A 23,505-nucleotide genomic window follows, 5' to 3' on the forward strand; every position below is an offset into this window, starting at 1 on the left:
TGGTGATCATCGTCGTGTCTTCGGGCGTCTCGGTTCGGGCAGTTCGGGCAAGGGGGCCTTGACGAACCGCACGCAGCGCGCAATTCTCAGGACGCGTCGTCACAAGGATCCGAATCCGAGGCATGGATCGACGACGAAGAGGGCAGTATCAACGTGCATTGAGGGCAAGCATGCCGAGGGCGTTGAGAACAACGAGGGTCGCAAAAACCCGCACTGGACATCAGTGTGCCGAGTGGCTACACTGACCCTTTGCGCTGCCTGTTAGCTGCCCCCTGCCCGTCACCAGGGGTCTGCCCTCGCCTCAGCACCGACGTACAGAACGCCTCTGACCTGGCCTTTCGGTCACGTCAGAAGGGGTCTGTCCCGGGGCATGGTGGGGGACCGGTACGCGCGTAGTGAGTCCGAGCCCTCGGAAGGACCCCCTCTTGGCCGCCTCGCGCAACGCCTCGACCGCGAATACGAACAACGGCGCCAGCACCGCCCCGCTGCGCATCTCCTTTGCAAAGATCAAGGAGCCCCTCGAGGTTCCGAACCTTCTCGCGCTCCAGACCGAGAGCTTCGACTGGCTGCTCGGCAACGACGCGTGGAAGGCTCGCGTCGAGGAGGCTCTCGAGAACGGTCAGGACGTCCCCACCAAGTCCGGTCTGGAGGAGATCTTCGAGGAGATCTCCCCGATCGAGGACTTCTCCGGGTCGATGTCGCTGACCTTCCGTGACCACCGCTTCGAGCCGCCGAAGAACAGCATCGACGAGTGCAAGGAGCGCGACTTCACCTACGCGGCTCCGCTCTTCGTCACCGCCGAGTTCACCAACAACGAGACCGGCGAGATCAAGTCCCAGACCGTCTTCATGGGCGACTTCCCGCTCATGACGAACAAGGGCACCTTCGTCATCAACGGCACCGAGCGTGTCGTGGTGTCGCAGCTGGTCCGTTCGCCTGGTGTCTACTTCGACTCCAGCATCGACAAGACCTCGGACAAGGACATCTTCTCCGCCAAGATCATCCCCTCCCGGGGTGCCTGGCTGGAGATGGAGATCGACAAGCGCGACATGGTCGGTGTGCGCATCGACCGCAAGCGCAAGCAGTCCGTCACCGTGCTGCTCAAGGCGCTCGGCTGGACCACCGAGCAGATCCTGGAGGAGTTCGGCGAGTACGAGTCGATGCGCGCCACCCTGGAGAAGGACCACACCCAGGGCCAGGACGACGCACTGCTCGACATCTACCGCAAGCTGCGTCCGGGCGAGCCCCCCACGCGTGAGGCCGCACAGACGCTGCTGGAGAACCTCTACTTCAACCCCAAGCGCTACGACCTCGCCAAGGTCGGCCGCTACAAGGTCAACAAGAAGCTGGGTACGGACACCCCGCTGGACGCGGGCATCCTGACCGTCGAGGACATCATCGCGACGATCAAGTACCTGGTGAAGCTGCACGCCGGCGAGACCGAGACGGTCGGCGACAACGGCGAGACGGTCGTCGTCGAGACCGACGACATCGACCACTTCGGCAACCGGCGCCTGCGCAGTGTCGGCGAGCTCATCCAGAACCAGGTCCGCACGGGTCTGGCCCGGATGGAGCGCGTCGTGCGCGAGCGCATGACCACGCAGGACGTCGAGGCGATCACGCCGCAGACCCTGATCAACATCCGGCCGGTCGTCGCCTCCATCAAGGAGTTCTTCGGCACCAGCCAGCTGTCCCAGTTCATGGACCAGAACAACCCGCTGTCCGGGCTGACGCACAAGCGGCGTCTGTCCGCGCTCGGCCCGGGTGGTCTCTCCCGTGAGCGGGCCGGCTTCGAGGTCCGTGACGTGCACCCCTCGCACTACGGCCGCATGTGCCCGATCGAGACGCCGGAAGGCCCGAACATCGGTCTGATCGGCTCGCTCGCCACCTACGGCCGGGTCAACGCGTTCGGTTTCGTCGAGACCCCGTACCGCAAGGTGTTCGAGGGCCAGGTCACCGACCAGGTCGACTACCTCACCGCCGACGAGGAGGACCGCTTCGTCATCGCGCAGGCCAACGCGCCGCTCACCGATGACCTGCGGTTCGCCGAGAACCGGGTGCTGGTCCGCCGCAAGGGCGGCGAGGTCGACTACGTCGGCCCCCAGGACGTGGACTACATGGACGTCTCGCCGCGCCAGATGGTGTCGGTCGCGACCGCCATGATCCCCTTCCTGGAGCACGACGACGCCAACCGTGCCCTCATGGGCGCGAACATGATGCGCCAGGCCGTTCCGCTGATCCAGGCGGAGGCCCCGCTCGTCGGCACCGGCATGGAGTACCGCTCCGCCGTCGACGCCGGTGACGTCGTCAAGGCCGAGAAGTCCGGTGTGGTCCAGGAGGTCTCCGCGGACTACATCACCACCGCCAACGACGACGGCACGTACATCACGTACCGCCTGGCCAAGTTCGCCCGCTCCAACCAGGGCACCTCGGTCAACCAGAAGGTCATCGTCGCCGAGGGCGACCGCGTCGTCGAGGGCCAGGTCCTGGCCGACGGCCCGGCCACCCAGAACGGCGAGATGGCGCTCGGCAAGAACCTGCTGGTCGCGTTCATGCCGTGGGAGGGCCACAACTACGAGGACGCGATCATCCTGTCGCAGCGCCTCGTGCAGGACGACGTCCTCTCCTCGATCCACATCGAGGAGCACGAGGTCGACGCCCGTGACACCAAGCTCGGCCCCGAGGAGATCACCCGGGACATCCCGAACGTCTCCGAGGAGGTCCTCGCCGACCTCGACGAGCGCGGCATCATCCGCATCGGTGCCGAGGTCATCGCCGGCGACATCCTCGTCGGCAAGGTCACCCCGAAGGGTGAGACCGAGCTGACCCCCGAGGAGCGCCTGCTGCGCGCGATCTTCGGTGAGAAGGCCCGTGAGGTCCGTGACACCTCGCTGAAGGTGCCGCACGGCGAGACCGGCAAGGTCATCGGCGTGCGCGTCTTCGACCGCGAGGAGGGCGACGAGCTGCCGCCGGGCGTGAACCAGCTGGTCCGCGTCTACGTCGCGCAGAAGCGCAAGATCACCGACGGTGACAAGCTCGCCGGCCGCCACGGCAACAAGGGCGTCATCTCCAAGATCCTGCCGATCGAGGACATGCCGTTCCTGGAGGACGGCACCCCGGTCGACATCATCCTCAACCCGCTGGGCGTGCCGTCCCGGATGAACCCGGGACAGGTCCTGGAGATCCACCTCGGCTGGCTCGCCAGCCAGGGCTGGGACGTCTCCGGCCTGCAGGAGGAGTGGGCCAAGCGCCTCCAGGCGATCGGAGCCGACCGCGTCGAGCCGCGCACCAACGTGGCCACCCCGGTCTTCGACGGTGCCCGCGAGGACGAGCTCGCCGGTCTCCTCGAGCACACCATGCCCAACCGCGACGGCGACCGCCTGGTGATGCCGTCCGGCAAGGCGCGGCTGTTCGACGGCCGCTCCGGTGAGCCGTTCCCGGACCCGATCTCCGTCGGGTACATGTACATCCTCAAGCTGCACCACCTGGTCGACGACAAGCTGCACGCCCGCTCGACCGGTCCGTACTCGATGATCACCCAGCAGCCGCTGGGTGGTAAGGCCCAGTTCGGTGGCCAGCGGTTCGGCGAGATGGAGGTGTGGGCACTCGAGGCGTACGGCGCCGCCTACGCCCTCCAGGAGCTGCTGACCATCAAGTCCGACGACGTCACCGGCCGCGTGAAGGTCTACGAGGCCATCGTCAAGGGCGAGAACATCCCCGAACCCGGCATCCCCGAGTCCTTCAAGGTGCTCATCAAGGAGATGCAGTCGCTCTGCCTGAACGTGGAGGTGCTGTCCAGCGACGGTATGTCCATCGAGATGCGTGACACCGACGAGGACGTCTTCCGCGCAGCGGAGGAGCTCGGTATCGACCTGTCCCGGCGCGAGCCGAGCAGCGTCGAAGAGGTCTGACGGGAGTCCGGCGGCCTCCCCACCCGGAGGCCGCCGGCCCCAGGACCCCCGTTTCAGACCACAGACTTACGACCCTGAGAGGGATTGACGCATAGTGCTCGACGTCAACTTCTTCGACGAGCTCCGGATCGGCCTGGCCACCGCTGACGACATCCGTCAGTGGAGCCACGGCGAGGTCAAGAAGCCCGAGACCATCAACTACCGCACCCTCAAGCCCGAGAAGGACGGACTCTTCTGCGAGAAGATCTTCGGTCCGACCCGGGACTGGGAGTGCTACTGCGGCAAGTACAAGCGCGTCCGATTCAAGGGCATCATCTGCGAGCGCTGTGGCGTCGAGGTCACGCGCGCCAAGGTGCGCCGTGAGCGGATGGGTCACATCGAGCTGGCCGCCCCTGTCACGCACATCTGGTACTTCAAGGGCGTCCCGTCGCGCCTGGGCTACCTGCTGGACCTGGCGCCGAAGGACCTCGAGAAGGTCATCTACTTCGCCGCCTACATGATCACCTGGGTCGACGAGGAGCGCCGCGCCCGCGACCTGCCCTCGCTGGAGGCCCATGTCTCCGTCGAGCGCCAGCAGATCGAGCAGCGCCGCGACGCCGACCTGGAGGCCCGCGCCAAGAAGCTCGAGGCGGACCTGGCCGAGCTGGAGGCCGAGGGCGCCAAGGCCGACGTGCGCCGCAAGGTGCGCGAGGGTGCCGAGCGCGAGATGAAGCAGCTGCGCGACCGTGCGCAGCGCGAGATCGACCGCCTCGACGAGGTGTGGAACCGGTTCAAGAACCTCAAGGTCCAGGACCTCGAGGGCGACGAGCTGCTCTACCGCGAGCTGCGCGACCGTTTCGGCACGTACTTCGACGGCTCGATGGGTGCCGCGGCGCTGCAGAAGCGCCTGGAGTCCTTCGACCTCGAGGAGGAGGCCGAGAAGCTCCGCGAGATCATCCGCACCGGCAAGGGCCAGAAGAAGACCCGCGCCCTGAAGCGGCTGAAGGTCGTCTCCGCGTTCCTGCAGACCTCCAACAGCCCCAAGGGCATGGTCCTGGACTGCGTCCCGGTCATCCCGCCGGACCTGCGTCCGATGGTGCAGCTGGACGGTGGCCGCTTCGCGACCTCCGACCTGAACGACCTGTACCGCCGGGTCATCAACCGCAACAACCGTCTGAAGAGGCTGCTGGACCTCGGCGCGCCCGAGATCATCGTCAACAACGAGAAGCGCATGCTTCAGGAGGCCGTTGACGCCCTCTTCGACAACGGCCGCCGCGGCCGTCCGGTCACCGGCCCGGGCAACCGTCCGCTGAAGTCCCTGAGCGACATGCTCAAGGGCAAGCAGGGCCGCTTCCGCCAGAACCTGCTCGGTAAGCGTGTCGACTACTCGGCGCGTTCCGTGATCGTCGTCGGTCCGCAGCTGAAGCTGCACCAGTGCGGTCTGCCGAAGGCGATGGCGCTGGAGCTGTTCAAGCCGTTCGTGATGAAGCGCCTGGTCGACCTGAACCACGCGCAGAACATCAAGTCGGCCAAGCGCATGGTCGAGCGTGGCCGCACCGTGGTGTACGACGTCCTCGAAGAGGTCATCGCCGAGCACCCGGTGCTGCTGAACCGTGCGCCCACGCTGCACCGTCTGGGCATCCAGGCCTTCGAGCCGCAGCTGGTCGAGGGCAAGGCCATTCAGATTCACCCGCTCGTGTGCACCGCGTTCAACGCGGACTTCGACGGTGACCAGATGGCCGTGCACCTGCCGCTGTCCGCGGAGGCCCAGGCCGAGGCCCGCATCCTGATGCTGTCCTCGAACAACATCCTCAAGCCGGCCGACGGCCGCCCGGTGACGATGCCGACCCAGGACATGGTCCTCGGTCTGTTCTTCCTCACCACCGACGGCGAGATGCGCGACCTGAAGGGCGAGGGCCGTTCCTTCTCCTCGGTCGCCGAGGCGATCATGGCCTTCGACGCGGGCGAGCTGTCGCTCCAGTCGAAGATCGACGTGCGCTTCCCGGTCGGCACCATCCCGCCGCGCGGCTGGACCCCGCCGGCGCGCGAGGAGGGTGAGCCCGAGTGGCAGCCCGGTGACAGCTTCCGGCTGAACACCACCCTGGGCCGTGCGCTCTTCAACGAGCTGCTGCCCGAGGACTACCCGTTCGTCGACTACGAGGTCGGCAAGAAGCAGCTCTCCGAGATCGTCAACGACCTCGCCGAGCGCTACCCGAAGGTCATCGTGGCGGCGACGCTCGACAACCTGAAGGCGGCCGGCTTCTACTGGGCCACCCGTTCCGGCGTCACCGTCGCCATCTCCGACGTGGTGGTTCCCGAGGCGAAGAGGGAGATCGTCGCCAAGTGGGAGGCCGCTGACGAGAAGGTCCAGAAGCAGTACGAGCGCGGTCTGATCACCAAGGACGAGCGCACGCAGGAGCTCATCCAGATCTGGACCCAGGCGACCAACGAGGTCGCCGAGGCGATGAACGACAACTTCCCCAAGACCAACCCGATCTTCATGATGGTGAACTCGGGTGCGCGAGGCAACATGATGCAGATGCGTCAGATTGCCGGTATGCGCGGTCTGGTGTCGAACGCCAAGAACGAGACGATCCCGCGGCCCATCAAGGCCTCGTTCCGTGAGGGTCTGTCCGTGCTGGAGTACTTCATCTCCACGCACGGTGCCCGTAAGGGTCTGGCGGACACGGCTCTGCGTACCGCCGACTCGGGTTACCTCACCCGTCGTCTGGTCGACGTCTCCCAGGACGTCATCATCCGCGAGGAGGACTGCGGCACCGACCGCGGTCTGCGCCTGAAGATCGCCAACCGCGACGCGGACGGCGTGCTGCGCAAGGCGGAGAACGTCGAGACCTCGGTGTACGCGCGGTGCCTCGCGGAGGACATCGTGGTCGACGGCCAGGTCCTGGCCCCGGCCGGCACCGACCTGGGCGACGTGCTCATCGAGGAGCTGATCTCCCGCGGCGTCGAGGAGGTCAAGACCCGCTCGGTCCTGACCTGCGAGTCCGCCGTCGGCACCTGCGCGATGTGCTACGGCCGTTCGCTGGCCACCGGCAAGCTGGTGGACATCGGCGAGGCGGTCGGCATCATCGCCGCCCAGTCCATCGGTGAGCCCGGTACCCAGCTGACGATGCGTACCTTCCACACCGGTGGTGTGGCCGGTGACGACATCACCCAGGGTCTGCCGCGTGTCGTCGAGCTCTTCGAGGCCCGTACCCCGAAGGGTGTCGCCCCGATCTCCGAGGCCTCCGGCCGCGTGCGGATCGAGGAGACCGAGAAGACCAAGAAGATCGTCATCACGCCGGACGACGGCAGCGACGAGACGTCCTACCCGATCTCGAAGCGCGCCCGTCTCCTGGTCAGCGAGGGCGACCACGTCGAGGTGGGCCAGAAGCTCACCGTGGGTGCCACCAACCCGCACGACGTGCTGCGCATCCTGGGCCAGCGTGCCGTCCAGGTCCACCTGGTCGGCGAGGTCCAGAAGGTCTACAACTCGCAGGGTGTGTCGATCCACGACAAGCACATCGAGATCATCATCCGGCAGATGCTGCGCCGGGTGACGATCATCGAGTCCGGCGACGCCGAGCTGCTGCCCGGCGAGCTGGTCGAGCGCTCGAAGTTCGAGCAGGAGAACCGTCGTGTGGTCCAGGAGGGCGGTCACCCGGCCTCCGGCCGTCCGCAGCTCATGGGCATCACCAAGGCCTCGCTGGCCACGGAGTCCTGGCTGTCGGCAGCGTCCTTCCAGGAGACGACGCGAGTCCTCACGGACGCGGCGATCAACGCCAAGTCCGACTCGCTGATCGGCCTCAAGGAGAACGTCATCATCGGTAAGCTCATCCCGGCCGGTACGGGCCTGTCCCGCTACCGCAACATCCGGGTCGAGCCGACCGAGGAGGCCAAGGCCGCCATGTACTCGGCCGTCGGCTACGACGACATCGACTACTCGCCGTTCGGCACCGGCTCCGGCCAGGCCGTCCCGCTGGAGGACTACGACTACGGTCCGTACAACCAGTAAGGCGCACGTCCACTGAAGGGCGGCCACTCCGCGAGGGGTGGCCGCCCTTCGGCGTGCCCGGAGGGCCCGCCGGCGCTTCCCGGAGATCCGCCGGTGGTTCGTCGGTGCCCGATCGGGCCGCCGGGCGCATCATGGAGACACTCCGGCCTTCCGGGAGGTGCCCCGTGTCGCAGCCGTCGTATCCCTCGTGGCAGCCCTGGCAGCAGCAGCCCGGTGTCCCGCAGCCGTGGCAGCCGTGGGGCCCTCAGAACGCGTCGTCGATGCTCGCCTCGCACGCCGACCGGGAGCGGGCCGTGGACGTGCTCAGAGCCGGGTACGGCGAGGGGAGGATGGAGCAGCAGGAGTTCGAGGGGCGCGTGGCGCGGGCGTACGCGGCGCGCACGGTGGGGGAGCTGGCGCTGCTGGTGGCGGATCTGCCGCAGGGTCCCGCTCCGCACCCCGTGGCGCATCCCGTGCCCCCTTCGTTCCTGCCGGCGCCCAGGCCGCGGGTGAACGGCAAGGCGGTGGCCTCGGCGGTGTGCGGTGGGCTGTGTCTGCTGACGTTCGGGCTGACCGGCATTCCCGCGGTGGTGCTGGGGCATGCCGCGCGGGCGGAGATGGCGCGCACCGGTGAGGAGGGGGACGCGCTGGCGCTGACCGGGCTGGCGCTCGGGTGGCTGTCGAACGCGGCGTGGGCGGCGCTGCTGATCCTGTCGTTCGTGCTGGCCCTGGTGGCTGCCTGAAGAGAGCTCCGGGGGGTACTGGGCGAGGGTGCGTCCTACGATGAACAAATCACCCGAATCACCCGCGGGCCGGAGATTTGAAGATCGTCTTCGACGCGGGGTCTTGACATGTGTCCAGTACCCCTGTGGGCGGCGCCAGTTTGTTTTGACCGCAGCGAATGCGATAGGTACGCTCAGACCTTGTGCCTGGGGTGTGCCCTGGCCTTCGTGCGTGCCATCACAACCGCACCGGAGGCCGATGAACGGCCACCGCAATCTGCGCTTCTTTTCGCCTTGTGGCGAAGGTCCGCACGATTCGACACACCCGACCGCGTGGGTCGGCGACGTTCCAGGTTAGCTGTACCCATCGGCACACAGAAACCGGAGAAGTAGTGCCTACGATCCAGCAGCTGGTCCGTAAGGGCCGGCAGGACAAGGTCGAAAAGAACAAGACGCCCGCACTCGAGGGCTCGCCCCAGCGTCGAGGCGTCTGCACGCGTGTGTTCACGACCACCCCGAAGAAGCCGAACTCGGCCCTCCGCAAGGTCGCGCGTGTGCGTCTGACCAGCGGCATCGAGGTCACCGCTTACATTCCGGGTGAGGGACACAACCTGCAGGAGCACTCCATCGTGCTCGTGCGAGGCGGCCGTGTGAAGGACCTGCCGGGTGTTCGTTACAAGATCATCCGCGGCTCCCTCGACACCCAGGGTGTCAAGAACCGCAAGCAGGCCCGCAGCCGTTACGGCGCCAAGAAGGAGAAGTAAGAATGCCTCGTAAGGGCCCCGCCCCGAAGCGCCCGGTCCACGTCGACCCGGTTTACGGCTCCCCCCTGGTGACCTCTCTCATCAACAAGGTGCTGCTGAACGGAAAGCGCTCCACCGCCGAGCGCATCGTTTACGGCGCCATGGAGGGCCTGCGTGAGAAGACCGGCAACGACCCGGTCATCACGCTGAAGCGCGCTCTCGACAACATCAAGCCGACCCTCGAGGTCAAGTCCCGCCGTGTCGGTGGTGCCACCTACCAGGTCCCGGTCGAGGTCAAGCCCGGCCGTGCCAACACGCTGGCACTGCGCTGGCTGGTCGGTTACTCCCGCGCCCGTCGGGAGAAGACCATGACCGAGCGTCTGCTCAACGAGCTCCTCGATGCCAGCAACGGCCTCGGTGCCGCTGTGAAGAAGCGCGAGGACACGCACAAGATGGCCGAGTCCAACAAGGCCTTCGCGCACTACCGCTGGTAGTCGCAGACCCCATCGAGACCGAGAGAAGACTGAAGCCTTATGGCTACCACTTCGCTTGACCTGGCCAGGGTCCGCAACATCGGGATCATGGCCCACATCGACGCGGGCAAGACGACGACCACCGAGCGGATCCTGTTCTACACCGGCGTTTCCTACAAGATCGGTGAGGTCCACGACGGCGCTGCCACCATGGACTGGATGGAGCAGGAGCAGGAGCGTGGCATCACGATCACCTCTGCTGCCACCACCTGCCACTGGCCGCTGGACAACGTCGACCACACCATCAACATCATCGACACGCCGGGCCACGTCGACTTCACCGTCGAGGTGGAGCGTTCCCTGCGCGTGCTCGACGGTGCCGTGACGGTGTTCGACGGCGTTGCCGGCGTCGAGCCTCAGTCCGAGACCGTGTGGCGTCAGGCGGACCGCTACGGCGTTCCGCGCATCTGCTTCGTCAACAAGCTCGACCGCACCGGTGCCGAGTTCCACCGCTGCGTCGACATGATCAAGGACCGCCTGGGCGCGCAGCCGCTGGTCATGCAGCTGCCGATCGGTGCCGAGGCCGACTTCAAGGGCGTCGTGGACCTGGTCCGCATGAAGGCGCTCGTGTGGTCCGCCGAGGCCGCCAAGGGCGAGATGTACGACGTCGTCGACATCCCGGCCACGCACACCGAGGCCGCCGAGGAGTGGCGCGGCAAGCTGCTCGAGGCCGTCGCGGAGAACGACGAGGAGCTGATGGAGCTGTACCTCGAGGGCCAGGAGCCCACCGAGGAGCAGCTGTACGCGGCGATCCGCCGTATCACCATCGCCTCCGGCAAGGGCGGCGGCACCACCGTCACCCCCGTGTTCTGCGGTACCGCGTTCAAGAACAAGGGCGTGCAGCCCCTGCTCGACGCGGTCGTGCGCTACCTGCCGTCGCCGCTCGACGTCGAGGCCATCGAGGGTCACGACCCGAAGGACCCGGAGACGGTCATCCGGCGCAAGCCGTCGGACGAGGAGCCGCTGTCGGCGCTGGCGTTCAAGATCATGAGCGACCCGCACCTCGGCAAGCTCACCTTCGTCCGCGTGTACTCCGGCCGCCTGGAGTCCGGCACCCAGGTGCTGAACTCCGTGAAGGGCAAGAAGGAGCGCATCGGCAAGATCTACCGCATGCACGCCAACAAGCGTGAGGAGATCGAGTCGGTGGGCGCCGGCGACATCGTCGCCGTCATGGGTCTGAAGCAGACCACCACCGGTGAGACGCTCTCCGACGACAAGCAGCCGGTGATCCTGGAGTCCATGGACTTCCCGGCGCCGGTCATCCAGGTCGCCATCGAGCCCAAGTCGAAGGGCGACCAGGAGAAGCTCGGCGTCGCGATCCAGCGCCTGGCCGAGGAGGACCCGTCCTTCCAGGTCCACTCGGACGAGGAGACCGGCCAGACCATCATCGGCGGCATGGGCGAGCTGCACCTCGAGGTGCTGGTCGACCGCATGCGCCGTGAGTTCAAGGTCGAGGCCAACGTCGGCAAGCCGCAGGTGGCGTACCGCGAGACCATCCGCAAGGCGGTCGAGAAGGTCGAGTACACCCACAAGAAGCAGACGGGTGGTACCGGCCAGTTCGGTCGCGTCATCATCTCGATCGAGCCGATCGAGGGCGGCGACGCCTCGTACGAGTTCGTCAACAAGGTCACCGGTGGCCGCGTGCCGAAGGAGTACATCCCCTCGGTCGACGCCGGCTGCCAGGAGGCCATGCAGTTCGGCATTCTCGCCGGCTACGAGATGACCGGCGTCCGCGTGACGCTGCTCGACGGTGCCTACCACGAGGTGGACTCCTCCGAGCTCGCGTTCAAGATCGCCGGTTCGCAGGCCTTCAAGGAGGCCGCGCGCAAGGCTTCGCCCGTGCTCCTGGAGCCGATGATGGCCGTCGAGGTCACCACGCCCGAGGACTACATGGGTGAGGTCATCGGCGACATCAACTCCCGCCGTGGCCAGATCCAGGCCATGGAGGAGCGGGGCGGTGCCCGCGTCGTGAAGGGCCTCGTGCCCCTGTCGGAGATGTTCGGCTACGTCGGAGACCTCCGCAGCAAGACGTCGGGTCGCGCCAGCTACTCGATGCAGTTCGACTCCTACGCCGAGGTTCCGCGGAACGTCGCCGAGGAGATCATCGCGAAGGCCAAGGGCGAGTAACGGACTCCGTCCATACGCCGTAGGCTTGACCCCGGAGCCTGCAAGGGGCATTCCGCCATCAACCTGTCGGAATGCCCCGGGCCCGGGTTTCCCAGCAAAGATCACCTGGCGCCGATGAGTAAGGCGTACAGAACCACTCCACAGGAGGACCCCAGTGGCGAAGGCGAAGTTCGAGCGGACTAAGCCGCACGTCAACATCGGCACCATCGGTCACATCGACCACGGTAAGACGACCCTCACGGCCGCCATTACCAAGGTGCTGCACGACAAGTACCCGGACCTGAACGAGGCTTCGGCCTTCGACCAGATCGACAAGGCTCCCGAGGAGCGCCAGCGCGGTATCACCATCTCCATCGCGCACGTCGAGTACCAGACGGAGGCGCGTCACTACGCCCACGTCGACTGCCCGGGTCACGCGGACTACATCAAGAACATGATCACCGGTGCTGCCCAGATGGACGGCGCCATCCTCGTGGTCGCCGCCACCGACGGCCCGATGCCGCAGACCAAGGAGCACGTGCTCCTGGCCCGCCAGGTCGGCGTGCCGTACATCGTGGTCGCCCTGAACAAGGCCGACATGGTGGACGACGAGGAGATCCTGGAGCTCGTCGAGCTCGAGGTGCGTGAGCTCCTCTCCGAGTACGAGTTCCCCGGCGACGAGGTCCCGGTCGTCAAGGTCTCGGCGCTCAAGGCGCTCGAGGGCGACGAGAAGTGGGCCGAGTCCGTCCTGGAGCTCATGAACGCCGTCGACACCGCGATCCCCGAGCCGGAGCGCGACATCGACAAGCCGTTCCTGATGCCGATCGAGGACGTCTTCACCATCACCGGTCGCGGTACGGTCGTCACCGGCCGCATCGAGCGTGGTGTCCTCAAGGTCAACGAGACCGTCGACATCATCGGCATCAAGCCGGAGAAGACCACCACCACGGTCACCGGCATCGAGATGTTCCGCAAGCTGCTCGACGAGGGCCAGGCCGGTGAGAACGTCGGTCTGCTGCTCCGCGGCATCAAGCGCGAGGACGTCGAGCGCGGCCAGGTCATCATCAAGCCGGGCTCGGTCACCCCGCACACCGAGTTCGAGGCCCAGGCCTACATCCTGTCGAAGGACGAGGGTGGCCGCCACACCCCGTTCTTCAACAACTACCGCCCGCAGTTCTACTTCCGTACCACGGACGTGACCGGTGTGGTGAACCTCCCCGAGGGCACCGAGATGGTCATGCCGGGCGACAACACCGAGATGCGCGTCGAGCTGATCCAGCCCGTCGCCATGGAGGAGGGCCTGAAGTTCGCCATCCGCGAGGGTGGCCGGACCGTCGGCGCCGGCCAGGTCACCAAGATCATCAAGTAAGACCTGCTGATCTGACCTGGTAGCTCCACCGCGAGCACCACAAGGGGCCCGCACGACTTCAGTCGTGCGGGCCCCTTGGCGTGCGGGCATGACAGCGGCGCCGAGGGGGCGATCCGGGTTCGGGCCGGAGAGGGCCGGCCGGTGGTGTGACTCGATTCTTTTGGTTTTCGTGGCCGGGCGGGGGCACCATGGGCTGGGTCGCTGCGCGGGACGTCCGCGTGACGCGGCCACAGCCCTGCGCGCGGCAATGGTGCCGAGCATCCGCAGTCATGCCCGGCGCGTCAGTGCCGAGCGTCCGGCGCGGTTCCTGCGTACCTCTGGGCATGCGTAGAGGGAGCAGCCGTGCCAGAAGGGAACCCCGTGGTGACACGACCCATCTCGAAGAGCGCCTCCGACTCGCTCGACCGACTGCGCGCGGAGGTCGAGCGCCGCAATCCGGCGGAGCCCGAGTTCCATCAGGCCGCGCGCGAGGTGCTGCAGACGCTCGCCCCCGTGCTCGAGGCCCGGCCCGAGTACGCGGAGCCGGGGCTGGTGGAGCGGCTCGTCGAGCCTGAGCGGCAGATCATCTTCCGGGTGCCCTGGCAGGACGACAAGGGCAGGGTCCACGTCAACCGCGGGTTCCGGGTGGAGTTCAACAGCGCCCTCGGCCCCTACAAGGGCGGACTGCGCTTCCACCCGTCGGTGAACCTCGGGATCATCAAATTCCTCGGCTTCGAGCAGATCTTCAAGAACGCGCTGACCGGGCTCGGCATCGGCGGCGGCAAGGGCGGCAGCGACTTCGACCCGCAGGGGCGCAGCGACGCCGAGGTGATGCGGTTCTGCCAGTCCTTCATGACGGAGCTGTACCGGCACATCGGCGAGTACACCGACATCCCGGCCGGTGACATCGGCGTCGGCGCCCGCGAGATCGGCTACCTGTTCGGGCAGTACCGGCGGATCACCAACCGCTGGGAGGGCGGGGTGCTGACCGGCAAGAGCGCCGGCTGGGGCGGTTCGCTGATCCGGCCCGAGGCGACCGGGTACGGGAACGTGCTGTTCGCGGAGGCCATGCTGCGTGCCCGTGGGGAGGATCTGGAGGGGCAGACCGCGGTGGTCTCCGGGTCCGGCAATGTCGCGATCCACACGATCGGGAAGCTGGCCGCGCTCGGGGCCAATCCTGTGACCTGCTCGGACTCCAGTGGCTATGTCGTGGACGAGAAGGGCATCGACGTCGAGCTGCTGCGGCAGGTCAAGGAGGTCGAGCGCGGACGGGTGAGCGACTACGCGGAGCGGCGGGGCGGCTCGGCGCGGTTCGTGCCCGGTGGGCGTGTGTGGGAGGTGCCGGCCGATGTGGCACTGCCGTCGGCCACGCAGAACGAGCTGAACGCGGCCGACGCGGCCGCGCTGATCCGCAACGGGGTGAAGGCGGTCTCCGAGGGGGCCAACATGCCGGCCACGCCGGAGGCCGTGGATCTGTTCCAGGAGGCCGGTGTCGCGTTCGGGCCCGGCAAGGCGGCGAACGCGGGCGGCGTCGCGGTGAGTGCGCTGGAGATGACGCAGAACGCGTCGCGGACGTCGTGGAAGGCCGAGCGGGTCGAGGCGGAGCTGGCTCGGATCATGGCGGACATCTACGCGACCTGCGCGGAGACCGCGGAACGGTACGGGGCTCCCGGCGACTACGTCACCGGTGCCAACATCGCCGGGTTCGAGCGGGTCGCGGACGCGATGCTCGCGCAGGGTGTCATCTGACGGGCGCGGCGTTGCGCGGGCGGGCGGGTTCGTGTGGGACCCGGCTCTGCCCGCAGCTACGGCGGGCTCGTTGCCCGCGGTGCCGCGGCCGTGCCGGCCTGCAGCCGCGTACGCCGGCCCGCATGGCCCGCGGTCGCCACGGCACGCCCCTTCCCGGTCACGGGGGAGGGAAGCGGGCCGGGACGCCGGGGGAGTAGAGGACGCTCGCCGGAGGGCCGGCCGGGTGGGGGAGACCGGCCGCGGTCAGCAGGGTCTGGTCGCACTCCAGGAGCTCGGCCCGGTGGAGGGGCCAGCGGGGGTGCGTGTTGCGGAGGTGGAGGGGACGGCCGAAGAGGGTGCCGTGCATGCCCCAGCGGGCGGTGAGGAAGTGCTCGAGAGGGGTGGGGTCGTCGATCGGCTCGCCGGGGCGGACGGTGATGCGGCTGGTCGCGCGGAGGGCGCCCGGCCGGCGGCGGGTGCTGGTGTAGGTGAGCGTGCCGTCGGGGCGGTGCTCGACGCGCATCCGGGACCAGCGGTACGGCATGCCGAAGCCCAGGCGCCCGACCGCCACCGGTATCAGGCGCGCCGCGTCCAGGGACAGGAAGACGACGCCGCGCCGGCCGCGGGAGTCGACGGAGTAGAGGCGGACGTTGGTCTCGGGGAAGTCGCCGAGGTACGGCACGCCGGGCAGGCCCAGCCAGCCGACGCGGTGCATGCGGAAGGGGACGAGGCCGACGTAGGTGACCCCGTCCAGGGTGTCGGGCACGGTGCCCGGCGGCAGCAGCGGTGCGACATCCGCCGGGTCGGCCGGCGCAGGGCGTCCGGAGGGGTGAATCGTGGTGGAGGACACGATGTGCCCCGGATGGCCCTGGTGGACGCCGGGGTGCGGCGGAAGGCTTGAGGCATGCGGAAGTTCTCACTCGATGCCCTGGCCCGTGAACACCTGGAGCGCGCCGCCGCGGCGGACAACGGCCGCAGCGCCACCACCGTCTACGGCGGCCATGAGCACACCCTGCGCCAGACCCTGCTCGCGCTGACCGCCGGTACCGGGCTGGCCGAGCACGAGAGCCCCGGCGAGGCCACCCTGCTGGTGCTGCGCGGCCGGGTGCGTCTGACCAGCGGCGACACCGCCTGGGAGGGCCGCAGCGGGGACCTCATCGCGATTCCCCCGGCGCGCCACGCGCTGGAGGCGCTCGAGGACGCGGTGGTCGTTCTCACGGTCGTGAAAGCGTGACGCGAAACGTGATCAGGGGGCCGCGACGGTTGCGAAACGGGGCCGAGCGGCCGCACCCTGTTTGATCCGAGGCCCCCGCGGGGTACTCTCTTCCGCTCGATTGGCCAGGCCCCTGCCCCGTATGGCAGACTGTCCGAGTTGCTCGGTCGAGTGTTGATGCTGCGCGCCTCCCGCCGGGAGGACCGGAAGCGAGTCCCACAGTACTCGTCGTTCCTGATCAGGGGCGGACGTACGGGAATCTTCCGGGAAGCGTGTGCGCGGCGCCGGCCAGGCACCCGGCGGGTCCGCGTCAGCACATGACGCTGTCGCCCCCCGGTCCGCGGTTCCGGTAGGGCCGTGTGCATTCCCGCAGGAATGTTCGATCAAGGGACATCCATGTCAGCGGGACCGCGACACGCCCGACCGCGTGGGTCGGAGGAGAAGGACTGGAACGCCGGGTTCCAGAGCGTGAAGAGAGACAGGACTACGAAGTAGCCATGGCGGGACAGAAGATCCGCATCCGGCTCAAGGCCTACGACCACGAGGTCATCGACTCCTCGGCGAAGAAGATCGTCGAGACGGTGACCCGCACTGGTGCGTCGGTCGCGGGCCCGGTGCCGCTGCCCACTGAGAAGAACGTGTACTGCGTCATCAAGTCGCCGCACAAGTACAAGGACTCGCGCGAGCACTTCGAGATGCGCACGCACAAGCGCCTGATCGACATCCTCGACCCGACCCCCAAGACCGTTGACTCTCTGATGCGACTCGACCTCCCGGCCGGTGTCGACATCGAGATCAAGCTCTGAGGCCGGTGATCTGAGAATGGCTAAGCAGATCAAGGGCATCCTGGGCGAGAAGCTCGGTATGACGCAGGTGTGGGACGAGAACAACCGCGTTGTTCCCGTCACCGTCGTCAAGGCCGGGCCCAATGTCGTCACCCAGATCCGTACGAACGACGTCGACGGCTACGAGTCCGTCCAGATCGCCTTCGGCGAGATCGACCCGCGCAAGGTGAACAAGCCCCTCAAGGGCCACTTCGCCAAGGCCGACGTCACCCCCCGTCGTCACCTCGTCGAGATCCGCACGTCGGACGCCTCCGAGTACACGCTGGGCCAGGAGATCACCGCTGAGGTGTTCGAGGCCGGCACCAAGGTCGACGTGACCGGCAAGAGCAAGGGCAAGGGCTTCGCCGGTGTCATGAAGCGTCACAACTTCGGTGGCCTCGGCGCCGGGCACGGCACCCAGCGCAAGCACCGCTCGCCCGGTTCCATCGGTGGCTGCGCCACCCCGGGCCGTGTGTTCAAGGGCCTCCGCATGGCGGGTCGCATGGGCAACGAGCGGGTCACCACCCAGAACCTGACCGTCCACGCCGTTGACGCGGAGAAGGGCCTGCTGCTCATCAAGGGCGCGGTTCCCGGTCCGAACGGCGGCCTCGTCCTGGTCCGCACCGCGGCCAAGGGGGCCTGAGGTAACCGATGAGCACTGTTGACATCCTTTCGCCGGCGGGCGACAAGGCCGGTACCGTCGAGCTCCCCGCGGAGATCTTCGGCGTTGAGAAGATCAGCGTTCCGCTGATCCACCAGGTCGTCGTCGCGCAGCTGGCCGCTGCCCGCCAGGGCACCCACAAGACGAAGACGCGCGGCGAGGTCCGCGGCGGTGGCAAGAAGCCGTACCGCCAGAAGGGCACCGGCCGCGCCCGCCAGGGTTCGACGCGTGCGCCGCAGTTCGCCGGCGGTGGCGTGGTCCACGGCCCCGTGCCGCGCGACTACTCGCAGCGCACCCCGAAGAAGATGAAGGCTGCCGCGCTGCGTCACGCCCTCACCGACCGGGCGCGTCACAACCGCATCCACGTCGTCACCGGCGTGATCGAGGGCGACAAGCCGTCCACCAAGGCCGCGAAGAGCCTGTTCGGCAAGATCAGCGAGCGCAAGAACCTGCTCCTGGTCGCCGACCGCTCCGACGAGCTGGCGTGGCTGTCCGCCCGCAACCTGCCCCAGGTGCACATCCTGGAGCCGGGCCAGCTGAACACGTACGACGTTCTCGTCTCGGACGACGTGGTCTTCACCAAGGCCGCTTTCGAGTCCTTCGTCGCCGGCCCGAACAAGGCCAACGACAACGAAGGGAGCGAGGTCTGATGGCTGCCCGTCACCCCTCGATCGCCTCGAAGGCCGCCAAGGCGGCCAAGGCTGCGCGCGTCGCCAAGGCCCGCCGCCACGCCACCGAGGGCAAGAACACCGTCGCCACCCCGGCCAGCAAGGCGTACACGGACCCCCGTGACGTGCTGCTGAAGCCGGTGGTGTCCGAGAAGAGCTACGCGCTCATCGACGAGAACAAGTACACGTTCCTCGTCGACCCGCGTGCCAACAAGACCCAGATCAAGGAGGCCGTGCAGTCGGTCTTCTCGGTCAAGGTCACCGGGGTCAACACGATCAACCGAGTCGGCAAGCGCAAGCGGACCCGCACGGGCTTCGGCCAGCGCGCCGCCACCAAGCGCGCGATCGTGACCCTCGCCGAGGGCGACCGTATCGACATCTTCGGCGGTCCGACCGCGTAAGCGGGCGGGATCGTCCAGATTTCGGAATTCTTCCGAGGACTGAGAGACAATGGGTATCCGCAAGTACAAGCCGACGACTCCGGGCCGTCGTGGCTCCAGCGTCGCCGACTTCGTCGAGGTCACGCGGTCCACGCCGGAGAAGTCGCTGGTCCGTCCCCTGCACAGCAAGGGCGGCCGTAACAATTCCGGTCGTGTGACCGTCCGCCACCAGGGCGGCGGCCACAAGCGCGCCTACCGCGTGATCGACTTCCGTCGTCACGACAAGGACGGCGTGCCGGCGAAGGTCGCGCACATCGAGTACGACCCCAACCGCACCGCGCGCATCGCGCTCCTGCACTACGCGGACGGCGAGAAGCGCTACATCCTCGCGCCGCGTGGCCTGAACCAGGGCGACCGCGTGGAGAACGGCCCCGGGGCCGACATCAAGCCGGGCAACAACCTCGCCCTGCGCAACATCCCGGTCGGTACGACGCTGCACGCCATCGAGCTGCGTCCCGGCGGCGGCGCCAAGTTCGCCCGCTCCGCCGGTGCCTCGGTGCAGCTGCTCGCGAAGGAGGGCTCCATGGCCCACCTGCGCATGCCGTCCGGCGAGATCCGCCTGGTCGACGTCCGCTGCCGCGCCACTGTCGGCGAGGTCGGCAACGCCGAGCAGAGCAACATCAACTGGGGCAAGGCCGGCCGCAAGCGGTGGCTGGGCGTTCGCCCGACCGTCCGCGGTGTCGTCATGAACCCGGTCGACCACCCGCACGGTGGTGGTGAGGGCCGCACCTCCGGTGGCCGCCACCCCGTGTCCCCGTGGGGCAAGAAGGAAGGCCGTACTCGTTCGCCCAAGAAGGCGTCGAACAAGTACATCGTCCGCCGCCGCAAGACGAACAAGAAGCGCTAAGGACGGGTTGAGATGCCTCGTAGCTTGAAGAAGGGACCCTTCGTCGACGACCACCTGATGAAGAAGGTGGACGCCCAGAACGAAGCCGGTACCAAGAACGTCATCAAGACCTGGTCCCGCCGCTCCATGATCGTCCCGGCGATGCTCGGCCACACGATCGCGGTGCACAACGGCAAGACCCACATCCCGGTGTTCATCACCGAGTCGATGGTCGGCCACAAGCTCGGCGAGTTCTCGCCGACCCGCACCTTCCGGGGCCACGTCAAGGAAGACCGGAAGTCGAAGCGCCGCTAGGCGCGGATCGCAACAGACACGTAAGTAACTGGAAGGACAACCATGGAAGCCAGGGCCCAGGCGCGGTACATCCGCGTCACGCCCATGAAGGCCCGCCGTGTGGTGGACCTCATCCGTGGCATGGACGCCACGGAGGCCCAGGCCGTCCTGCGATTCGCTCCGCAGGCAGCCTCGGTTCCGGTGGGCAAGGTGCTCGACAGCGCCATCGCCAACGCCGCGCACAACTACGACCACACCGACGTCGACAGCCTCTACATCTCCGAGGCCTACGTCGACGAGGGTCCGACCCTGAAGCGGTTCCGTCCGCGCGCCCAGGGCCGCGCCTACCGGATCCGCAAGCGGACCAGCCACATCACCGTGGTCGTCAGCAGCAAGGAAGGAACCCGGTAATGGGCCAGAAGGTAAACCCGCACGGGTTCCGGCTCGGTGTCACGACCGACTTCAAGTCGCGTTGGTACGCCGACAAGCTGTACAAGGACTACGTCAAGGAAGACGTCGCCATCCGCCGGATGATGACGTCCGGCATGGAGCGTGCCGGCATCTCCAAGGTCGAGATCGAGCGCACCCGCGACCGTGTGCGTGTGGACATCCACACCGCTCGTCCGGGCATCGTCATCGGCCGCCGTGGTGCCGAGGCCGACCGCATCCGCGGCGACCTCGAGAAGCTCACCGGCAAGCAGGTCCAGCTGAACATCCTCGAGGTCAAGAACCCCGAGACCGACGCTCAGCTGGTCGCGCAGGCCGTCGCCGAGCAGCTCTCCTCCCGCGTCTCCTTCCGCCGGGCCATGCGCAAGAGCATGCAGTCCGCGATGAAGGCCGGCGCCAAGGGCATCAAGATCCAGTGCGGTGGCCGCCTCGGCGGCGCCGAGATGTCCCGCTCGGAGTTCTACCGCGAGGGCCGCGTGCCCCTGCACACGCTCCGCGCGAACGTGGACTACGGCTTCTTCGAGGCCAGGACGACCTTCGGCCGCATCGGTGTGAAGGTCTGGATCTACAAGGGCGACGTCAAGAACATCGCCGAGGTCCGCGCCGAGAACGCTGCCGCCCGTGCGGGCAACCGCCCGGCCCGCGGCGGCTCCGACCGCCCGGCCCGTGGCCGCGGTGGCGAGCGGCGCGGTCGCAAGCCGCAGCAGCAGGCTCCGGCCGCCGAGGCCCCCAAGGCCGAGGCGCCCGCCGCCGCTCCGGCTGAGAGCACCGGAACGGAGGCCTGACCGACATGCTGATCCCCCGTAGGGTCAAGCACCGCAAGCAGCACCACCCCAAGCGCACCGGCCTGTCCAAGGGTGGCACGCAGGTTGCGTTCGGCGAGTACGGCATCCAGGCGCTGACCCCGGCCTATGTCACGAACCGCCAGATCGAGGCGGCTCGTATCGCCATGACCCGTCACATCAAGCGTGGCGGCAAGGTCTGGATCAACATCTACCCGGACCGCCCGCTCACCAAGAAGCCGGCCGAGACCCGCATGGGTTCCGGTAAGGGTTCTCCGGAGTGGTGGGTGGCCAACGTCAAGCCCGGACGCGTCATGTTCGAGCTGTCGTACCCCAACGAGAAGATCGCCCGTGAGGCGCTGACTCGTGCGGCCCACAAGCTGCCGATGAAGTGCCGGATCGTCAAGCGCGAGGCAGGTGAAGCGTGATGTCGGCCGGTACCAAGGCGTCCGAGCTGCGCGAGCTGGGCAACGAGGAGCTTCTCGCGAAGCTCCGCGAGGCCAAGGAAGAGCTGTTCAACCTCCGCTTCCAGGCGGCCACGGGTCAGCTCGAGAACCACGGCCGTCTCAAGGCGGTCCGCAAGGACATCGCCCGGATCTACACCCTCATGCGTGAGCGTGAGCTCGGCATCGAGACGGTGGAGAACGCCTGATGAGCGAGAGCAACGTGACTGAGAACAAGGAAGCACGCGGATTCCGCAAGACCCGTGAGGGTCTGGTCGTCAGCGACAAGATGGACAAGACCGTCGTCGTCGCCGTCGAGGACCGCGTGAAGCACGCGCTGTACGGCAAGGTCATCCGCCGTACCAACAAGCTCAAGGCGCACGACGAGCAGAACGCCGCGGGTGTCGGCGACCGCGTTCTCCTGATGGAGACCCGGCCGCTGTCCGCGACCAAGCGCTGGCGCGTCGTCGAGATCCTCGAGAAGGCCAAGTAATTCCTGCGGGAAAACCGCAGGACAGTTCCGCCAGGCTCCGGGAGCCGCTCGCTGAGCGGCTCCCGGGGAACCGGCAGACATTCAGGAGATAGACGTGATCCAGCAGGAGTCGCGACTGCGTGTCGCCGACAACACGGGTGCGAAGGAGATCCTCTGCATCCGTGTGCTCGGCGGCTCCGGTCGCCGCTACGCGGGTATCGGTGACGTCATTGTCGCCACCGTCAAGGACGCGATCCCCGGTGGCAACGTGAAGAAGGGTGACGTCGTCAAGGCGGTCATCGTTCGCACCGTCAAGGAGCGCCGCCGTCCGGACGGCTCGTACATCCGCTTCGACGAGAACGCCGCCGTCATCCTCAAGAACGACGGCGACCCTCGTGGCACCCGTATCTTCGGCCCCGTCGGCCGTGAGCTGCGCGAGAAGAAGTTCATGAAGATCATCTCCCTCGCGCCGGAGGTGCTGTGAGCATGAAGATCAAGAAGGGCGACCTGGTCCAGGTCATCACCGGCAAGGACAAGGGCAAGCAGGGCAAGGTCATTGCCGCTTACCCGCGCGAGCAGCGTGTCCTGGTCGAGGGTGTCAACCGGGTCAAGAAGCACACCAAGGCCGGTCCGACGGCTCGCGGTTCGCAGGCCGGTGGCATCGTGACCACCGAGGCGCCGATCCACGTGTCCAACGTCCAGCTTGTCGTCGAGAAGGACGGCAAGAAGGTCGTGACCCGCGTCGGCTACCGCTTCGACGAAGAGGGCAACAAGATCCGCGTTGCCAAGCGGACGGGTGAGGACATCTGATGACGACCACCACCACTCCGCGCCTGAAGACGAAGTACCGCGAGGAGATCGTCGGCAAGCTGCGTGACGAGTTCAAGTACGAGAACGTCATGCAGGTGCCGGGCCTCGTCAAGATCGTGGTCAACATGGGTGTGGGCGACGCCGCCCGCGACTCCAAGCTGATCGAGGGCGCCATCCGCGACCTCGCCACGATCACCGGTCAGAAGCCGGCCGTCACCAAGGCCCGCAAGTCCATCGCGCAGTTCAAGCTGCGTGAGGGACAGCCGATCGGTGCCCACGTCACGCTCCGTGGCGACCGCATGTGGGAGTTCCTGGACCGCACCCTGTCGCTCGCGCTGCCGCGCATCCGCGACTTCCGCGGCCTGTCCCCCAAGCAGTTCGACGGCCGTGGCAACTACACCTTCGGTCTCACGGAGCAGGTCATGTTCCACGAGATCGACCAGGACAAGATCGACCGCGTCCGGGGTATGGACATCACCGTGGTGACCACGGCGACCAACGACGAAGAGGGCCGTGCCCTTCTCCGTCACCTCGGCTTCCCGTTCAAGGAGGCGTGAGCGA

Annotated in this window: 24 protein-coding genes; 23 read left to right on the forward strand and 1 reads right to left on the reverse strand. The window is 67.4% G+C overall.

Annotation, left to right across the window (positions count from 1 at the left end; translation table 11 throughout):
- Positions 1 to 425 precede the first annotated feature (425 nt).
- The 8 genes from rpoB (at position 426) to gdhA (ending at position 15,085) form a co-directional block, all read left to right on the forward strand.
- Entirely contained in the window at positions 426 to 3,911 is a 3,486-nt protein-coding gene (rpoB, locus tag HCJ93_RS04025) for a DNA-directed RNA polymerase subunit beta (protein ID WP_167991106.1), read from the forward strand.
- Positions 3,912 to 4,005: 94 nt separating this feature from the next.
- On the forward strand, positions 4,006 to 7,905 hold the full coding sequence (locus HCJ93_RS04030; RefSeq protein WP_167991108.1) for a DNA-directed RNA polymerase subunit beta': 3,900 nt from the start codon (positions 4,006 to 4,008) through the stop codon (positions 7,903 to 7,905).
- Between the two features lie 164 nt (positions 7,906 to 8,069).
- Positions 8,070 to 8,627: a DUF1707 and DUF4190 domain-containing protein gene (locus HCJ93_RS04035; RefSeq protein ID WP_309141299.1), complete on the forward strand. Its 558-nt coding sequence runs from the start codon at positions 8,070 to 8,072 to the stop codon at positions 8,625 to 8,627.
- 371 nt (positions 8,628 to 8,998) lie between these two features.
- Complete coding sequence (gene rpsL / locus HCJ93_RS04040; protein WP_003948652.1) at positions 8,999 to 9,370, forward strand: 30S ribosomal protein S12; 372 nt, start codon at positions 8,999 to 9,001, stop codon at positions 9,368 to 9,370.
- 2 nt (positions 9,371 to 9,372) lie between these two features.
- On the forward strand, positions 9,373 to 9,843 hold the full coding sequence (rpsG, locus tag HCJ93_RS04045; RefSeq protein ID WP_167991111.1) for a 30S ribosomal protein S7: 471 nt from the start codon (positions 9,373 to 9,375) through the stop codon (positions 9,841 to 9,843).
- 39 nt (positions 9,844 to 9,882) lie between these two features.
- A complete protein-coding gene (gene fusA, locus HCJ93_RS04050; RefSeq protein ID WP_167991113.1) occupies positions 9,883 to 12,009 on the forward strand; it encodes an elongation factor G in 2,127 nt (708 codons plus the stop codon).
- Positions 12,010 to 12,163: 154 nt separating this feature from the next.
- Positions 12,164 to 13,357, forward strand: coding sequence for an elongation factor Tu (gene tuf, locus HCJ93_RS04055; protein WP_167991115.1), 1,194 nt, complete (start codon positions 12,164 to 12,166; stop codon positions 13,355 to 13,357).
- A gap of 360 nt (positions 13,358 to 13,717) precedes the next feature.
- A complete protein-coding gene (gene gdhA, locus HCJ93_RS04060) occupies positions 13,718 to 15,085 on the forward strand; it encodes an NADP-specific glutamate dehydrogenase (RefSeq protein ID WP_373563547.1) in 1,368 nt (455 codons plus the stop codon).
- Between the two features lie 157 nt (positions 15,086 to 15,242).
- Here the strand turns inward: gdhA and HCJ93_RS04065 are convergent, their stop codons facing one another.
- Positions 15,243 to 15,914, reverse strand: coding sequence for a YqjF family protein (locus HCJ93_RS04065; protein ID WP_309141300.1), 672 nt, complete (start codon positions 15,912 to 15,914; stop codon positions 15,243 to 15,245).
- A 54-nt stretch (positions 15,915 to 15,968) separates the two neighbouring features.
- Between HCJ93_RS04065 and HCJ93_RS04070 the strand changes: the two genes are divergently transcribed.
- The 15 genes from HCJ93_RS04070 (at position 15,969) to rplE (ending at position 23,501) form a co-directional block, all read left to right on the forward strand.
- Positions 15,969 to 16,298: a cupin domain-containing protein gene (locus tag HCJ93_RS04070; protein WP_167991118.1), complete on the forward strand. Its 330-nt coding sequence runs from the start codon at positions 15,969 to 15,971 to the stop codon at positions 16,296 to 16,298.
- 476 nt (positions 16,299 to 16,774) lie between these two features.
- Entirely contained in the window at positions 16,775 to 17,083 is a 309-nt protein-coding gene (gene rpsJ / locus HCJ93_RS04075) for a 30S ribosomal protein S10 (RefSeq protein ID WP_003948644.1), read from the forward strand.
- A gap of 16 nt (positions 17,084 to 17,099) precedes the next feature.
- Positions 17,100 to 17,744 (forward strand): 50S ribosomal protein L3, encoded by a 645-nt coding sequence (gene rplC / locus HCJ93_RS04080; RefSeq protein WP_167991120.1) that lies wholly within the window; start codon positions 17,100 to 17,102, stop codon positions 17,742 to 17,744.
- 8 nt (positions 17,745 to 17,752) lie between these two features.
- Positions 17,753 to 18,412 carry a 50S ribosomal protein L4 gene (rplD, locus tag HCJ93_RS04085; RefSeq protein WP_167991122.1) on the forward strand — a complete coding sequence of 220 codons (660 nt, stop codon included), beginning with the start codon at positions 17,753 to 17,755 and terminating at the stop codon, positions 18,410 to 18,412.
- Positions 18,412 to 18,831, forward strand: coding sequence for a 50S ribosomal protein L23 (gene rplW / locus HCJ93_RS04090; RefSeq protein ID WP_167991124.1), 420 nt, complete (start codon positions 18,412 to 18,414; stop codon positions 18,829 to 18,831). The genes rplD and rplW overlap by 1 nt, the downstream gene beginning before the upstream one ends.
- A gap of 49 nt (positions 18,832 to 18,880) precedes the next feature.
- The gene (gene rplB / locus HCJ93_RS04095; protein WP_167991126.1) at positions 18,881 to 19,717 is read left to right on the forward strand and encodes a 50S ribosomal protein L2; all 837 of its coding nucleotides are present in this window, start codon (positions 18,881 to 18,883) and stop codon (positions 19,715 to 19,717) included.
- Positions 19,718 to 19,729: 12 nt separating this feature from the next.
- Positions 19,730 to 20,011: a 30S ribosomal protein S19 gene (rpsS, locus tag HCJ93_RS04100; RefSeq protein WP_125496514.1), complete on the forward strand. Its 282-nt coding sequence runs from the start codon at positions 19,730 to 19,732 to the stop codon at positions 20,009 to 20,011.
- 42 nt (positions 20,012 to 20,053) lie between these two features.
- Positions 20,054 to 20,401, forward strand: a complete 348-nt coding sequence (gene rplV, locus HCJ93_RS04105; RefSeq protein ID WP_028420772.1) for a 50S ribosomal protein L22 — start codon at positions 20,054 to 20,056, stop codon at positions 20,399 to 20,401.
- Positions 20,401 to 21,222 carry a 30S ribosomal protein S3 gene (gene rpsC / locus HCJ93_RS04110; protein ID WP_167991127.1) on the forward strand — a complete coding sequence of 274 codons (822 nt, stop codon included), beginning with the start codon at positions 20,401 to 20,403 and terminating at the stop codon, positions 21,220 to 21,222. Before rplV ends, rpsC begins: the two co-directional genes overlap by 1 nt.
- Positions 21,223 to 21,227: 5 nt before the next feature.
- Positions 21,228 to 21,647: a 50S ribosomal protein L16 gene (rplP, locus tag HCJ93_RS04115; RefSeq protein WP_125496511.1), complete on the forward strand. Its 420-nt coding sequence runs from the start codon at positions 21,228 to 21,230 to the stop codon at positions 21,645 to 21,647.
- On the forward strand, positions 21,647 to 21,871 hold the full coding sequence (gene rpmC, locus HCJ93_RS04120) for a 50S ribosomal protein L29 (RefSeq protein WP_007494763.1): 225 nt from the start codon (positions 21,647 to 21,649) through the stop codon (positions 21,869 to 21,871). Before rplP ends, rpmC begins: the two co-directional genes overlap by 1 nt.
- On the forward strand, positions 21,871 to 22,155 hold the full coding sequence (gene rpsQ / locus HCJ93_RS04125; protein ID WP_039656223.1) for a 30S ribosomal protein S17: 285 nt from the start codon (positions 21,871 to 21,873) through the stop codon (positions 22,153 to 22,155). The genes rpmC and rpsQ overlap by 1 nt, the downstream gene beginning before the upstream one ends.
- A gap of 94 nt (positions 22,156 to 22,249) precedes the next feature.
- Entirely contained in the window at positions 22,250 to 22,618 is a 369-nt protein-coding gene (rplN, locus tag HCJ93_RS04130) for a 50S ribosomal protein L14 (protein ID WP_003998823.1), read from the forward strand.
- 2 nt (positions 22,619 to 22,620) lie between these two features.
- The gene (gene rplX / locus HCJ93_RS04135) at positions 22,621 to 22,944 is read left to right on the forward strand and encodes a 50S ribosomal protein L24 (protein WP_167991129.1); all 324 of its coding nucleotides are present in this window, start codon (positions 22,621 to 22,623) and stop codon (positions 22,942 to 22,944) included.
- Positions 22,944 to 23,501: a 50S ribosomal protein L5 gene (gene rplE, locus HCJ93_RS04140; RefSeq protein ID WP_167991131.1), complete on the forward strand. Its 558-nt coding sequence runs from the start codon at positions 22,944 to 22,946 to the stop codon at positions 23,499 to 23,501. The genes rplX and rplE overlap by 1 nt, the downstream gene beginning before the upstream one ends.
- The last annotated feature ends 4 nt before the right edge of the window (positions 23,502 to 23,505 follow it).

It is taken from the genome of Streptomyces composti (genome assembly GCF_012034205.1).
Taxonomy (GTDB): Bacteria; Actinomycetota; Actinomycetes; order Streptomycetales; family Streptomycetaceae; genus Streptomyces; species Streptomyces composti.

Bases quoted from the DNA above. Each gene is read 5' to 3' on its own strand.
- rpsG (WP_167991111.1), top strand. From the start codon at position 9,373: ATGCCTCGTAAGGGCCCCGCCCCGAAGCGCCCGGTCCACGTCGACCCG.
- fusA (WP_167991113.1), top strand. From the start codon at position 9,883: ATGGCTACCACTTCGCTTGACCTGGCCAGGGTCCGCAACATCGGGATC.
- HCJ93_RS04070 (WP_167991118.1), top strand. From the start codon at position 15,969: ATGCGGAAGTTCTCACTCGATGCCCTGGCCCGTGAACACCTGGAGCGC.
- rpsJ (WP_003948644.1), top strand. From the start codon at position 16,775: ATGGCGGGACAGAAGATCCGCATCCGGCTCAAGGCCTACGACCACGAG.
- rplC (WP_167991120.1), top strand. From the start codon at position 17,100: ATGGCTAAGCAGATCAAGGGCATCCTGGGCGAGAAGCTCGGTATGACG.
- rplD (WP_167991122.1), top strand. From the start codon at position 17,753: ATGAGCACTGTTGACATCCTTTCGCCGGCGGGCGACAAGGCCGGTACC.
- rplW (WP_167991124.1), top strand. From the start codon at position 18,412: ATGGCTGCCCGTCACCCCTCGATCGCCTCGAAGGCCGCCAAGGCGGCC.
- rplB (WP_167991126.1), top strand. From the start codon at position 18,881: ATGGGTATCCGCAAGTACAAGCCGACGACTCCGGGCCGTCGTGGCTCC.
- rpsS (WP_125496514.1), top strand. From the start codon at position 19,730: ATGCCTCGTAGCTTGAAGAAGGGACCCTTCGTCGACGACCACCTGATG.
- rplV (WP_028420772.1), top strand. From the start codon at position 20,054: ATGGAAGCCAGGGCCCAGGCGCGGTACATCCGCGTCACGCCCATGAAG.
- rpsC (WP_167991127.1), top strand. From the start codon at position 20,401: ATGGGCCAGAAGGTAAACCCGCACGGGTTCCGGCTCGGTGTCACGACC.
- rplP (WP_125496511.1), top strand. From the start codon at position 21,228: ATGCTGATCCCCCGTAGGGTCAAGCACCGCAAGCAGCACCACCCCAAG.
- rpmC (WP_007494763.1), top strand. From the start codon at position 21,647: ATGTCGGCCGGTACCAAGGCGTCCGAGCTGCGCGAGCTGGGCAACGAG.
- rpsQ (WP_039656223.1), top strand. From the start codon at position 21,871: ATGAGCGAGAGCAACGTGACTGAGAACAAGGAAGCACGCGGATTCCGC.
- rplX (WP_167991129.1), top strand. From the start codon at position 22,621: ATGAAGATCAAGAAGGGCGACCTGGTCCAGGTCATCACCGGCAAGGAC.
- rplE (WP_167991131.1), top strand. From the start codon at position 22,944: ATGACGACCACCACCACTCCGCGCCTGAAGACGAAGTACCGCGAGGAG.